The sequence below is a fragment of the Buttiauxella cochleicola genome (genome assembly GCF_021282405.1).
Taxonomy (GTDB): Bacteria; Pseudomonadota; Gammaproteobacteria; order Enterobacterales; family Enterobacteriaceae; genus Buttiauxella; species Buttiauxella massiliensis.
Window position 1 is genome coordinate 247,256 of the sequence record NZ_JAJSOU010000004.1, and the last position, 14,179, is coordinate 261,434.

General features: G+C 48.1%; 9 protein-coding genes. 3 read left to right on the top strand and 6 right to left on the bottom strand.

Features of this window, described 5'->3' with window-relative positions:
• Positions 1–14: 14 nt before the first annotated feature.
• Positions 15–1,607, bottom strand: a complete 1,593-nt coding sequence (gene malX / locus LVQ79_RS07450; protein ID WP_232864454.1) for a maltose/glucose-specific PTS transporter subunit IIBC — start codon at positions 1,605–1,607, stop codon at positions 15–17.
• A gap of 185 nt (positions 1,608–1,792) precedes the next feature.
• On the opposite strand from malX, the gene LVQ79_RS07455 reads away from it, so the two are divergent.
• Complete coding sequence (locus LVQ79_RS07455) at positions 1,793–2,827, top strand: Mal regulon transcriptional regulator MalI (protein ID WP_232864455.1); 1,035 nt, start codon at positions 1,793–1,795, stop codon at positions 2,825–2,827.
• Between the two features lie 44 nt (positions 2,828–2,871).
• On the opposite strand, the gene LVQ79_RS07460 is transcribed toward LVQ79_RS07455, so the two are convergent.
• Together LVQ79_RS07460 and manA are read right to left on the bottom strand one after the other, a co-directional pair.
• Positions 2,872–4,422, bottom strand: a complete 1,551-nt coding sequence (locus LVQ79_RS07460; protein ID WP_232864456.1) for a YdgA family protein — start codon at positions 4,420–4,422, stop codon at positions 2,872–2,874.
• A 134-nt stretch (positions 4,423–4,556) separates the two neighbouring features.
• Positions 4,557–5,729 (bottom strand): mannose-6-phosphate isomerase, encoded by a 1,173-nt coding sequence (gene manA / locus LVQ79_RS07465; protein WP_232864457.1) that lies wholly within the window; start codon positions 5,727–5,729, stop codon positions 4,557–4,559.
• A 218-nt stretch (positions 5,730–5,947) separates the two neighbouring features.
• On the opposite strand from manA, the gene fumA reads away from it, so the two are divergent.
• Both fumA and fumC read left to right on the top strand, forming a co-directional pair.
• The gene (fumA, locus tag LVQ79_RS07470; protein WP_232864458.1) at positions 5,948–7,594 is read left to right on the top strand and encodes a class I fumarate hydratase FumA; all 1,647 of its coding nucleotides are present in this window, start codon (positions 5,948–5,950) and stop codon (positions 7,592–7,594) included.
• A gap of 183 nt (positions 7,595–7,777) precedes the next feature.
• Positions 7,778–9,175, top strand: coding sequence for a class II fumarate hydratase (gene fumC, locus LVQ79_RS07475; RefSeq protein WP_232864459.1), 1,398 nt, complete (start codon positions 7,778–7,780; stop codon positions 9,173–9,175).
• Between the two features lie 17 nt (positions 9,176–9,192).
• On the opposite strand, the gene tus is transcribed toward fumC, so the two are convergent.
• The 3 genes from tus to LVQ79_RS07490 all read right to left on the bottom strand — a co-directional run bounded on the left by tus (position 9,193) and on the right by LVQ79_RS07490 (position 13,862).
• Entirely contained in the window at positions 9,193–10,122 is a 930-nt protein-coding gene (gene tus, locus LVQ79_RS07480) for a DNA replication terminus site-binding protein (RefSeq protein WP_151993329.1), read from the bottom strand.
• Positions 10,123–10,225: 103 nt separating this feature from the next.
• A complete protein-coding gene (gene rstB, locus LVQ79_RS07485) occupies positions 10,226–11,542 on the bottom strand; it encodes a two-component system sensor histidine kinase RstB (RefSeq protein ID WP_232864460.1) in 1,317 nt (438 codons plus the stop codon).
• 181 nt (positions 11,543–11,723) lie between these two features.
• Positions 11,724–13,862, bottom strand: coding sequence for an EAL domain-containing protein (locus tag LVQ79_RS07490; protein ID WP_232864461.1), 2,139 nt, complete (start codon positions 13,860–13,862; stop codon positions 11,724–11,726).
• Positions 13,863–14,179 lie beyond the last annotated feature (317 nt).

Consider the following 14,179-nt stretch of genomic DNA (forward strand, 5'->3'; position numbering starts at 1 on the left):
GCGCCCGTTATGATTTACGCCTGAGCAGTTTGCATCAGATGCGCCATTTCATCTTTCACCGACTGGACCTGCGGACCAATCACCACTTGCAGATTGTGCTGGTTGAGTTGCACCACACCGATGGCACGCAGATTTTTCAGTGCGGCACTGTCAACCAAAGCCATATCTTTCACTGACATACGCAGGCGAGTGATGCAGTTATCGAGAGAAACAATATTCTCGGCACCGCCCAGAGCTGCGAGCATGGCTGGAACATTGTAACCCGATTTACCCACCTGGCCGGCAATCGCTTTTTCAGCGCTGGTGGTGTTATCGATATCACGACCCGGCGTTTTGATGTTGAAGCGGGTTATGGCAAAGCGGAAAATTGCGTAATATGCCGCAAACCAGATAGCTGCAACCACAGGCACCATATACCATTTTGTCGCCAGGCCGTGCAGGATACCGAACACGACGAAGTCGATGATGTTGCCATCGGTATTACCGATAGTCACACCCAATACCGCCATCATGGTAAAGCCAAGGCCAGTCAACAAAGCGTGGATGACATACAACACAGGAGCGACAAAAAGGAACAGGAATTCCAGCGGTTCAGTCGTTCCACCAACCACGCAGGCAATCACGCCAGAAATCAGCAGGCCTTTAATTTTGTGACGGTTTTCAGGGCGAGCACAGTGATACATCGCCAGTGCCGCACCAGGTAAACCGCCTAAGAACGCAGGCATTTTACCCTGTGACAGGAAGCGGGTCGCACTTTCAGAGAAACCATGAACCGTTGGGCAGCTCAATTGCGCCTGGAAGATAGTCAGTGCGCCGCTGACGCTATGGCCACAAACATCCATCGTTCCGCCTGCATCAGTAAAGCGAATCAGCGCAACAAGGATGTGGTGCAAACCGAACGGCAGCAATAAGCGCTCACCGGTACCGAAGATCATCGGCCCAAACATGCCAGCGCTGTTGATCATGTTACCCAGGGCGTTGATCCCAGCGGCAAAAACTGGCCAGATTAACGGGATAACCAGACCAACAATACCCATGACCAGAGTCGTGATAATCGGTACAAAGCGGGTACCACCAAAGAATGCCAGCGCATCAGGCAAGCGCACGTTGTGGAAACGCTCATGCAGCAGGAATACAATCACACCGACAATAACTGCACCCAAAATGCCGGTATCAATAGATTGAATACCCAGGATATTTTGGATGTTGTTTGCTTTCAGGATGGCGGCATCTGTTGTCGGCAAAATGCCTTTAGCCGTCAGCCAGAAGTTCACTGCAAGGTTCATTACCGCGTAACCGACAAAACCGGAGAACGCCGCTACACCTTTGTTTTCACGCGCCAGCCCAAGTGGGATTGCGATACAGAACATAATTGGCAGGAAGCTAAACGCAAACGAGCCGACTTTCCCCATCCAGGTGAAAATTAGCTGTAAAACAGGATTACCTAATGCTGGAAGCAGAGTCACTACATCGTGGCTACTGAGTGAACTCCCGATACCGAGCATGATGCCGCAGAACGACAAAAGTGCCACGGGCAACATAAAGGTTTTGCCAAGGTTTTGAAAAAACTCCCAAAGCGTAATTTTTTGTGGTGTATTAGCCGCCATAACGACTCCTTAAACCCTGGTTGATAGATGGGTGGTGGTAAAGAACGAAGCGGATGATAAAACGTTTTACCAACCTTTATTGCGCTATAGTTCACAGATCTAAAGCTCACTAGAGTGCTTAATACCTCATATGAGGTTAAACGTTTTATCACTAAATTTTGTTTCATGGAGGGTCCGTCGGCCTAATGACGACTCAGGAAAAGAAAATAACAATTAACGAAGTTGCTGAAGCCGCTGGAGTTTCTGTTACGACAGTTTCTCTGGTTCTCAGTGGCAAAGGGCGCATTTCACCAGCGACCGGATTGCGCGTGAATGAAGCCATAGAAAAGTTAGGATTTGTGCGTAATCGCCAGGCTGTTTCATTACGTGGTGGCCAAAGCGGGGTTATTGGGTTGATCGTGCGTGATCTATGCAATCCTTTTTATGCCGAGCTCACCGCAGGTTTAACGGATGAACTAGAAAAGCAGGGCAAGCTACTCTTCCTGACCCAAAGTGGCGCGCAGGGGCAGCATATGCAGCGTTGCTTTGACATGTTAATTGCACAAGGAGTGGATGGCATTATTGTCGCCGGAGCAGCAGGACAGGGGGCGGATATGCGTACTATTGCGCAACAGAAAAATTTACCCCTGGTATTTGCCTCTCGCGCCAGCTACCTCGATGAGGCCGATATTATCAGGCCTGACAATATGCAGGCCGCTCAGCTTGTCACCGAACACTTGATCAAGCGTGGGCATCAACGGATTGCCTGGCTCGGTGGTGATGGTGCCTCTTTGACTCGCGCCGAGCGCGTGGGTGGTTATTGTTCCACGCTTCTGCAATACGGCTTGCCATTCCACAGTGAGTGGATAATCGAATGCGAGCCGAGTCAGAAAAAAGCGGCGGACGCGATCACCACACTTCTACAGCACAACCCGACAATTACTGCTGTGCTCTGCCACAACAGCACTGTGGCGATGGGGGCATGGTTTGGTTTACTGCGCGCAGGAAGACAAAGCGGTGAGGGAAGTATCGACAGTTACTATGACCGCCATGTAGCACTAGCAGCGTTCGCTGAAGTGATGGACGATGAACTGGATGACTTGCCATTAACCTGGGTTTCTACACCTGCTCGTGAGATAGGCCGTATGGCTGGGCAGCGTATCCTGCAACGTACACAACAAGGTGATACCAGTGCGCTCAGTCAGATTATGCCAGCACGATTAGTGGTGAGAAAAAGTTAAAGAGCCTCCCTAAAGGGAGGCTCTTAGCCAGGCATCGCTCATAATTATTGCTGAGGAACAGCAGGCGCGTCTGGTGTGGCAGGTGCTTCAAGTTCTGGTGCCGGGGCCGCTTCTGGCTCACCCATAGTCGGCATACCAAACATTCCTAACAGATCGCCCAGTGCCATTTTCTGGCCGTTCAGTGTCACCTGACCGTTGGAGTACTGCAGGCTGGAAACCACATTATTGTCTTCCATAGTGGTCACGCGGAACATTTGGCCCATTGCGGCCAGACCTTTGATTTGCTGCTCGGCAAGTTTAGCTGCTTCGGCAGGCTGGTAGCCTTCAAACTGCGCAACTTGAGTCATTAACTCAGTCGCCATATCTACTGGGATAACCAGCTTACTGTCGAGAGATTTAACCACACGGTTCAGTTGTTCTTCCGGAGTTGTTGGTTCACCCGTTGATTGCGCCGGGTCTTTCAGGAACAAAGACAGATTGAAGCTGCTTTCGCCTTTAGCATTTTTCCAGCTTAATGGTGCAATGGTAATCACCGGATCACCTTTCAACAACAGCGGCAGGTTGGCGGCAAACAGCTCAACAATTTGCTGCTGGTAAGCTTCTGGATTCTGCGCAACAGCAGGATCTGCCAGTAATTTTTGCGACTCAGCATTATATTTCTGGCTAAATTCGCGCACCGCCGCTCCGTCAAGATTGCCGATTTTGAGCGTTAGCTTGCCGCTACCAATATCTTTGTTCTGTATCTTCAAAGAATTAATCGCGTAATCGATTTGGCCGGAAAGATGCTTTTTATCTTCCTGAAGCTCAGATTTGGCGTTGATGTTAAAACCTTCCACAACGGCCATTTCTTTGCCTTCGATGGAAATGGATAACTTGTCGATCGAGGCTTTCTGGCTACCAATTCGCTCGATAAATTCGCTACGCGCACTATTGCCTTCGGTTTTAATACCGTTAAAGGTCATCTGCACGTGCTGTCCGTATTCATTGACGGTATTGACCAGGCCGCTTTGCGCTTCGCCACTCACGGCAATTTTATCACCCTGGGCATCCACATCAGCCTTGAACTCACCACCGCTAAAGGCAACTTTTTGTTCGCCATTTTCATAATTCAGTGGCAGCAAGTTGATATCAGATGAGGTGTCACCGCTATAGCCAATGCGCGTTTGGGCATCAATAAAGGACTGGCCTTTAGCAATATCAAACAATGGTTTGGTGGTTGGGTTGTTCGTCAATGTGGTATGAACTGAAGCCATGGAAGGCAACAGATTGAATTTTTTCAGTTGTGCAAACGGGAACGGGCCATGATCAATGGTTTCGTTAAATACGATAGTTTGGTCGGGCTTGAGGATCGCGCTTGTCATTCCTGCGGTTGGCTTGATGACTAACTGCATGGTGCTGCTGAACAGACCACGATGGTAATCCTGGTAGCCCAGCGTCAAGCCAGCTTCGGGTGAGGCTTTATTCAATGCGGTATTAGCGTTGCTGATCATCTCCGCCATACGGCCTTCGAGCTGTTTACCGGTGTACCAGGCTGTGCCAGTCCACACCACACCCAAAGCCACAATAACACCTACTGCAACCAGTGATTTTTTCATTCTGTCGTAGTCCATATTAAGTGCATCTGCCGGTAGTCCTCCGGCAGATGATTGAAATGCCCGCGGGCATTGAAGAAACTGATTCTACACAGCTTAGCAATCCTACCCAAAAAGATCAGTAAGTTGCTTTAAACTCAGATTTTAGAGAACACACGAGCCACACGACCTACACCGCTGAGAGATACCGGTGATTCTTGCGCAGAAATAAACGCAGACTCACCAGGTTTGAGCGTCAATTGTTGCTGGTCTTTGCTTAAAATTGCTTCACCTTCAGTGCAGAACACAATGGCCGCACTTGGCTGGGCAAGCTGCACTTGCTGAGAGCTGAGATCGTGCAAGGAGAAGGCGAAGTCATCAACTGGAATAGGGAAGTCCAGCTCGCTGCCATTTTTCTCCGGCTGAGTCAGCAATTCAGCGGCAGGTTTTGGCTCAAACTTAACGTTTGCGACCAGCTCAGGAATGTCGATGTATTTTGGCGTGAGCCCTGCGCGCAGGACGTTATCCGAGTTTGCCATCACCTCAAGAGCCACACCTTTCAGATAAGCGTGCGGGGTTTCCGCAAACAGGAACATCGCTTCGCCCGGTTGTAATTTCACCACGTTCAACAGCAGTGGTGAGAATAAGCCACTGTCGTCCGGGTAAAACTCAGAAATCACGCGAATGGTTTCCCACGGCTCGCCTTGTTGATTATTCAAAGCAGCCTTCAACACGCCGAGGGCGAGAGATTTTTCTTCGCCTTCCATTTTCAACAGGTTGGCAAAAAGCTGTGACAAACGTTCCGCATTTGGCTCTTGTAAGAAATGAGCTATGGCAGGGTGTGCGCCAGAAACGGGCTGCAGCAAAGAGACTATATCGCTAAACTCACGGAACGCATTCATTGCCAGGAATGGGGTAAGCGCGAACACCAGTTCTGGTTTGTGGTTTGGATCTTTGTAATTACGTTCTGCGGCATCTAATGGAATGCCTGCTGCATTCTCTTTGGCAAAGCCCAATTCAGAAGCTTTTTTGTTAGGATGAACCTGAATAGAAAGGGGTTGATCGGCACACAGCACTTTGAAGAGAAACGGTAGCTCACCAAAACGCTCTGCAACGGCCTTGCCTAACAGTGCGGGTTTGTCAGCATCAATCACGTCACGCAGTGAACGAGCCTGGCCATTATCAAGAATTTTTGAGCTACTTTTCGGGTGAGCCCCCATCCAAAGTTCTGCCATAGGCAGGTTTTCTGGGTTCTCCACGCCGTAAAGTTCCGTTAACGCAGTTTTACTTCCCCAGGCATAGTTTTGCACTGAGTTAATGAGTTTTTGCATTATCAAGCCCTATAGTAATCTAAACAAAGTTACTGCTATTAAACCAATTATCCGCAGTGAAGTAACCAGGGGATTAAAAAGTCGGTTTAGTCTCAGTTTTTGTTAAAAAATTGTGTAGCATGTTAGACCCGTTATCTTTCAAGCCACAGCGGGGTTGGCTCAGGCTTGAAATCTAAAGGGTATAAAAGATAATAATTAACGTAGTAAGTGAGAGAACAATGCCGAATAAAGACTTTCATTATCAAGAACCGTTCCCGTTAAAAAAAGATGAAACAGAATACTACCTGCTCAGCAGTGATTATGTTTCCGTGTCAGAGTTCGAAGGGCAGGAAGTCCTGAAAGTTGATCCTAAAGCCCTCACGTTACTCGCCAAACACGCCTTCCACGATGCCTCGTTTATGTTGCGCCCGGCCCACCAGCAACAAGTAGCCGATATCCTGAATGACCCTGAAGCCAGCGAAAATGATAAGTATGTCGCGCTGCAATTCCTGCGTAATTCCGAAATCGCTGCAAAAGGTATTTTGCCAACCTGCCAGGATACCGGTACGGCAATTATCATGGGTAAAAAAGGCCAACGCGTCTGGACCGGCGGTGGTGATGAAGAAGCGCTCTCCCGCGGCGTCTATAACACCTTTATTGAAGATAACCTTCGCTACTCGCAAAACGCGGCGCTGGATATGTACAAAGAGGTGAATACCGGCACAAACCTGCCTGCGCAAATCGATCTTTACAGTGTTGATGGCGCTGAATACAAATTCCTCTGTATCGCCAAAGGCGGCGGTTCAGCAAACAAAACCTATCTCTATCAGGAAACTAAGGCGCTGTTGAGTCCTGGCCGCCTTAAAGATTACCTGGTCGATAAAATGCGTAGCCTCGGGACTGCAGCGTGCCCGCCGTATCATGTGGCGTTTGTGATTGGCGGTACATCGGCTGAAGCGACGCTTAAAACCGTAAAACTCGCCTCAACCAAATACTATGATGGTCTGCCAACCGAAGGTAACGAACACGGCCAGGCATTCCGCGACGTAGAACTTGAAAACGAGTTATTAAAAGAAGCTCAGAACCTTGGCCTTGGCGCGCAGTTTGGTGGTAAATACTTCGCCCACGATATCCGTGTTGTGCGCTTGCCGCGTCACGGTGCGTCATGCCCGATTGGTATGGGTGTTTCGTGCTCAGCCGATCGCAACATTAAAGCGAAGATCAACCGCGATGGTATCTGGATCGAAAAACTCGAACACAACCCAGGAAAATTTATCCCGCAGGAATTGCGTCAGGCGGGTGAAGGGGAGGCAGTTAAAGTCGACCTGAACCGTCCGATGAGTGAGATCCTAAAACAACTGGCGCAGTATCCTGTTTCAACTCGCCTTTCTTTAAGCGGCACGATAATTGTGGCACGTGACATCGCCCACGCTAAACTCAAAGAACGTATCGACAACGGCGAAGGTTTGCCGCAATACATTAAGGATCACCCGGTGTATTACGCGGGGCCTGCAAAAACGCCAGACGGTTATGCATCAGGTTCACTTGGGCCAACAACCGCCGGGCGTATGGATTCCTATGTCGACTTATTGCAAGCCAACGGCGGCAGCATGGTGATGTTGGCAAAAGGCAACCGTAGCCAGCAAGTGACGGATGCCTGCCATAAACATGGCGGTTTCTATCTTGGTAGTATCGGCGGCCCGGCGGCAGTTCTGGCGCAGCAGAGCATCAAGAGCCTTGATTGCGTGGAATATGCGGAATTAGGTATGGAAGCCATCTGGAAGATTGAAGTTGAAGACTTCCCGGCCTTTATTCTGGTGGATGATAAGGGCAATGACTTCTTCCAGAAAATACACGCCTCGCAATGCACACGGTGCGTGAAGTAAGACACTCAAGCCGCCCATCAGGGCGGTTTTTTTATCCCCCTTCATTCTTCGTGGTGCGTCTGTGTTGGCTGCTCTCGCTTACCCGAATCACTTACTTATGTAAGCTCATCGGGATAAGCTCCTTTGTCGCCTTGACGCACCTCGAATTATTTTGGGGGATGCTCTATGTCTAAGGAGAATGAAATGGCATCAAGTCGCAGTGAAAAAGACTCAATGGGCCCAATCGACGTCCCGGCAGATAAACTGTGGGGCGCGCAAACTCAGCGCTCACTTGAGCACTTCCGTATTTCCACCGAAAAAATGCCCACGGCGCTGATCCACGCGTTGGCATTAACCAAGCGAGCTGCCGCGAAGGTAAATATGGATCTTGGATTGCTGGTGGAGGATCGTGGCAACGCCATTATTAAGGCTGCCGACGAAGTTCTGGCGGGCAAACACCCGGATGAATTCCCACTGGCTATCTGGCAAACCGGCTCGGGTACACAGAGCAATATGAATATGAACGAAGTGTTGGCAAACCGGGCGAGCGAAATTCTCGGCGGCGTGCGTGGCATGGAGCGAAAAGTTCACCCGAACGACGATGTGAATAAGAGCCAAAGTTCGAATGACGTTTTCCCAACGGCGATGCATGTTGCTGCTGTCATTGCAGTGCGCGAACAACTTATCCCGCAGCTAAACCTATTGAGAGAGACATTGCAGGGTAAAGCGGAAGCCTTCCGTGACATCGTTAAAATTGGCCGTACTCATTTACAAGATGCAACCCCGCTTACCCTGGGCCAGGAGATTTCCGGTTGGGTAGCGATGCTTGAGCATAATCTCTGGCATGTTGAAAACAGTCTACCGCACGTTGCCGAACTAGCATTAGGCGGTACGGCTGTTGGAACAGGGCTGAATACCCACCCAGAATATGCAGCACGCGTCGCCAAAGAACTGGCAGAAATTACCGGGCAACCGTTTATCACCGCGCCGAATAAATTCGAAGCACTGGCGACCTGTGATGCGCTGGTTCATTCGCATGGTGCGCTAAAAGGGCTGGCGGCGTCGCTTATGAAAATTGCCAACGATGTGCGCTGGTTATCTTCCGGCCCGCGCTGCGGAATTGGTGAAATCGCTATTCCTGAGAATGAACCGGGCAGCTCAATTATGCCTGGTAAGGTGAATCCTACCCAGTGTGAAGCGGTGACGATGCTCTGCTGCCAGGTGATGGGTAACGATGTGGCGGTAAATATGGGTGGGGCGTCAGGCAACTTTGAGCTCAATGTTTATCGCCCGATGGTGATTCATAACTTCTTGCAATCGGTGCGTTTACTGGCTGATGGTATGGAAAGTTTTAACGAACATTGCGCGGTGGGTATTGAGCCGAATCGTGACCGCATTACGCAATTACTGAACGAATCACTGATGCTGGTGACTGCACTCAATACGCATATTGGTTATGACAAAGCAGCAGAAATTGCCAAGAAAGCCCATAAAGAAGGGCTAACTTTGAAAGCTTCAGCGCTGAAACTTGGCTATCTAAGTGAAGACGAGTTTGATGCCTGGGTGCGACCAGAAGAGATGGTTGGCAGCATGAAACAGTAAGGCCGACGCGCCTGCATTTATTCCTCGCAGTATAAATGCAGGCGCGGGATTACCAGCCGTAGTGGTTGCGCATCCGGCTTATAGCGATGACGAATATTCTCCGCATCATAATTCAGTAACTCCCCCATATCCGGTGGCATTTCGCCATTATCACGGTTACACAGCACCACCAAAGGTGACGGGCAGGCATGTTGTACCTGTTTTTTACGCTCCTGGTACCAGGCGCGGGCAACGGGCTGTACTTTTACCGGTCGTTTAATCTTCAAGCGTACGTTATCTGAAAGGCTGGTAATGGAATTTAACTCACGGGTAATTTGCTCCGCCCATTGCTCACGGGTGTAGGGCGGTACAGCGCGATTCGCTTTGAGGCTCTTTTCGAGTATTTCGATAACTTCCCGGCGTGAGTAATTTTTGATGATTTGTTTATTTGCCCAACCAAAATTCAACGTAGTGGGGTTTTCCAGCAGTGTAATAGAGCGGTAAGCATTAAGGGTGATAAGCCCAGGAAGCTGGCGGTGAACCCACTCAAAGCGCTGCACGCTGGGCAGTCCCGACTCCACGCTGATAATGTTTTCAAGCTCCTGTTTAAGCTGATTAATGCGTACTACCAGGGTTTGAGTCTGAAGGCGGGAGATTTCGTCAACCTGATAGCAAACCGCACCAGGCAGGCGCACAGCGGCTTTACTGCTGGTTTTCTCGGACTGCTGCTGGATAAACAAATGAGTGAAATGGGCGAGGGTGGCCTGATGTGCTTCTCTACCAAGTCGTTGTGTCACCTCGATTTTGCTTACCGCATCGTGTTCATTCCCTTTATCAACCGTAGGCAGTTGAAAGACGCGACCAACTAACAACCTGTAGCTGTCGAGTTGTTCACTAAACAGACGGAGATCTCGCTCGAGCTCGCGAAATGTACTGTTAAGGCGCTCAATCAAATCATATTTTGTCATTTCGCCACCACATTAGTTACAACATACTATTTATTGTTTATAACACAAGGAGATGAACCTGACCATCAGTGTTGTGAAAGTCAGGCAGGAGACAATGTGATTTTTAGCGGCTTGGCTTGATAGAGGCCAGTGACATTGCGGATTCAGTCTTAATTGGCCAGCTAAAGCGAAAACGCGCACCGCCCAAGGCACCGCTATCAACGACTACAGAACCTTCCATAGCGGTTGCGACAGAATGCACAATTGCCAGCCCAAGGCCACAGCCACCGGTAGCGCGGTCACGGCTTGGGTCGAGGCGAACAAATGGTTCAAATACTCGTTCGCGTTCTTCTGCGGGTATACCTGGGCCATCGTCTTCCACCTGCAAAATCGCGGTTTGTCCGTCAAGCCACAGGCTAATGCGTAATTTCTCATTGCTGTAACGTAGTGCGTTGTTGACCAGGTTATCGGTCACTCGTTCCATCAGGCGTAGGTCAATCAGGCCAAAATTGCCGCTAGGTGGGGTATCCAGCAAGATATCGAGATGGGGATGAATAATTCTGACGTCGGCAATGTGCTCATCAAGCCAGCGAGGAACGTTGACACTTGCCAGTTGTAACTCCGTTTGCGGGCGATCCAGACGTGCGTAGGTTAGCAATTCTTCAATTAACGCTTCCAGTTGTCCAATGTCGCGGTTTAGCGCCAGTGATTCCGCTTCGGTAAGATTATCACTCATCTCCAGGCGATAACGTAAGCGGACTAATGGTGTACGTAGTTCATGAGCAATCCCGTCAATCAGGAGTTTCTTACTGGCGATTTGCGCATTAATGCTATCGGCCATCTGGTTAAACGCGACGCCCAGGCGCTCAAAACTTGAGGCGCTGTCGAAATGAATTCGCTCATCAAGATGCCCTTGCCCTAATCTTTGCGCTGCCGTCTCCAGTTTGAGCATGTCCTTCCAATGCGGTCGCATCCAGATAAATACGGGGAAGGCGAGGGAGATAGCAATAAAGGCCATCAGTGCGACGTCCAATAAGCGCATTTGGTGTAAGAAAAAGAGATACGGTATTGGCCCAACGGCCAGTACATAGTGGCTGCGAGGGATGCGCTGGATAAATGTATATTCATCGTCGAGAGCGACAATTTCGCCTGCGCGCAGATGATGCATGGTCATCTCATCAAGCTTGAATTTATCCATTGGCTCAATGTGCAGCTTAAAGGATAAATTGAGGTCGAGATCTTTAATGGTGCGGTTCCAGTCGCGAGGAGGAATTTCTCGCAACTCGCTACGCATTAAATACAGTGAGCTTTTCATCAAATCATCTAGCGACTGGCGACCTGCACGTTCGGCGGTGAATTTGTATACCAGGCCAACCAGCATGGTCATCACCAAAAAGCAGACGAACAGTAAAAGATAGAATTGTATAAATAACTTTTTCAATGAAAATCACCGGGTTATTACGTATCTGAAGACTGGCTCTTGCTTTACAGGAGCGCTACGGGGATATGAGCGATGTCATTTTAGAATTTTCTTACCCCAGTTGGCAGGGTATGAAAGCAGGGTTTGCCCCTGCTGACAATATCTGGTGTGTATAAACGCGGTGTTTAATGACAATGGTGGCTTAAGCTATAACTTCAACCTCAGGCAGAGTATGGCCTGGCTGCATTTCCATCTTGTGTTGTTCCGCCAAAAGTTGACACACGGTTTCTCCCGGCAAAGGGCGGTGGAACAAGAAACCCTGGCACAATTCAATGCCGGCCATTTTCACAAGTTCTAATTCTTGCTCGGTTTCAACACCTTCGATGAGTATTTCACATTGAACAACCGTGCATAATTTAACTACCTGTTGCAGGAAGCTAAACCCATCAGGCTTGGCCAAACCGAGAACCATCGATCTATCTAGCTTAATCTTATCCAACGGATAGCGGGTCAAATAGTGCAGTGTTGAATAGCCAGAACCAAAATCATCAAGGGCGATTTTGATACCGAGACTGCGCAGTTTTTCCAGCACTTCTGCGGCACGCACAGGTTCGTGAACCTTTTGTGATTCTGTTATCTCAAACTCAAGATTCCAGCCAGCAGGTAATGGTTTAGTCAGCACTTTATTCACAATGTGCAGAAGTCGATAGTCGACCAACGTTTGTGGGGAAATATTGACCGATAGAGTCATGCCCTCTGTTTCAGGCATATTTTCTCGCACATAATCCATTGCGTTTTCCATCACCCAGAAATCTATCTCCGGCATCAAACCAGCACGCTCATAATATTTCAGGAATGTTGGTGGCGTTATCTTTCCGTGGTCATCCTGATGGCGGATTAAAACCTCAACGGCAAAGATTTTATTGTCAGATAAACGTATCTGCGGCTGGAAATACAGGATGAATTGACCGCTGGTTTGCAGTTTTTCTATCTGTCTTTGTGCTTCAAGGTTACTGTTTTCTTCTACAACATGATTGTAGTTAGGCACCATCTCAAAGTTTGTCGGTTGGCTGGTTTTTACCTCACCGGTCAGTAAGTCCATGTCATTATTTACAGCGCTTTTTTGTTTTAATGTACTTTTGACAAATGGGTAATAAATAGCCACGCCTAGAGCGACAAGAGCAATATATAGCATGACGGCAGCACTGGATTCCCCGCTGGCTAACCACACCTTGATAGGCCCTGGCGTTGACCAACTAACGATTGCGGTAATCCGCGGGATGAAACTATAGTAAGTCGCCCCGTACGCCACGATGTAAGAGACTAACGGGGTCAGGACGAACGGAATAATCATTACCGGGTTGAGAACAATCGGAAAACCAAAAATCAGCGGTTCGTTGATGTTAAACAATGCCATTGGCCCGGCGATGGTCAACAGGCGGCGGTGCGGACTGTTTTTCTGCATTAAAATGCAGATGACTAAACTCAGTGTATTTCCTGTACCACCAGAATTACACCACATGTCATAGAAGACAGGGCTGAGAATATTGAGTGCGCCACGTCCTGAATACCAATCATTAATATTTAATTTTGCAGCTGCAGTAAAAGCAACATCAATGTCCATAAATAGATAATAGCCATGTAGACCAAAGAACCATGGAACACTGCGCAACAGGACGTATGAAATGCCATTTAGAAAATTAGTTGGGTAAAAATAAAGTGACAGTTGGCTGAATAAATTCATTGTATGGTCTAAGCCAGCTTCAGCAGCTAATTTTATAATGCTGCTGAATAGGGCAATTACCATTAACGTAACAAAAAACGAAACAATTGTGACGTTATTGTTATCCTTCCATTGGCGAATTTTTAACAGATTCTTACTGACGATTTCCTGTAATACATTACCAATTATTCCGGAGGCCAAAGCCATAGGAATGCTGATATCCAGGAAAAATTGTGCGTTATCATCCATGATTCGTCGGAAGATCATCAACGTACTGATGCTTAACGCGATACAGTATATTTGCGACAGGCGGTTTCTGACGGCCCAGTGAACCGCAACATAGATATTCATCACCAGTGGTGCTAGCGCTAAGAAACCAATCTGTAGCTGCATAAACCACAGCGCTGCCTGGTTAAATCCTGCAGTATCACAAAGTACCGACGCAGTGATAACTAAACCACGAACAATCGATAAGGGAACAATAGCCATGGTGCTGGCAATAATGGCATGGGCATAACGATTGTTTAATAACTTGATTTGACTGTTATTCAAACGATGCAAAATATTATTTTGTAGCCACACTTTTATCACAAAATTACCTGAAGCAATTACGCTCATAATGGTGTTTTTAAACAGATAACTGGATTGTCAGAGCGAGTTATCCGGTGTTACGACAAGGTGAAATTAGCTATTTTTCTACATTCACGGATTTTTGCCCGTGAATGAAATTTAAAGGTTTTTTTGTTAATTCAGATAAGTAACAAAAAGAACACAAAGTAATAATAAAATAGTTTTTTTTGTGAAATATTAATCTGAATTTTTGAAGCAAATCACAGACAGAAATCTATCATATAAGTTAGGTGTATTTCTATACATAAGTTTACACAATTAAAACTAGTCGGGTGAGGCTGTGAAATATATGAGGAGGGATTTCG

Excerpts from the sequence above, each read along its gene's own strand:
- malX (WP_232864454.1), bottom strand. The coding sequence starts at position 1,607 with ATGGCGGCTAATACACCACAAAAAATTACGCTTTGGGAGTTTTTTCAA.
- LVQ79_RS07455 (WP_232864455.1), top strand. The coding sequence starts at position 1,793 with ATGACGACTCAGGAAAAGAAAATAACAATTAACGAAGTTGCTGAAGCC.
- LVQ79_RS07460 (WP_232864456.1), bottom strand. The coding sequence starts at position 4,422 with ATGAAAAAATCACTGGTTGCAGTAGGTGTTATTGTGGCTTTGGGTGTG.
- manA (WP_232864457.1), bottom strand. The coding sequence starts at position 5,729 with ATGCAAAAACTCATTAACTCAGTGCAAAACTATGCCTGGGGAAGTAAA.
- fumA (WP_232864458.1), top strand. The coding sequence starts at position 5,948 with ATGCCGAATAAAGACTTTCATTATCAAGAACCGTTCCCGTTAAAAAAA.
- fumC (WP_232864459.1), top strand. The coding sequence starts at position 7,778 with ATGGCATCAAGTCGCAGTGAAAAAGACTCAATGGGCCCAATCGACGTC.
- tus (WP_151993329.1), bottom strand. The coding sequence starts at position 10,122 with ATGACAAAATATGATTTGATTGAGCGCCTTAACAGTACATTTCGCGAG.
- LVQ79_RS07490 (WP_232864461.1), bottom strand. The coding sequence starts at position 13,862 with ATGAGCGTAATTGCTTCAGGTAATTTTGTGATAAAAGTGTGGCTACAA.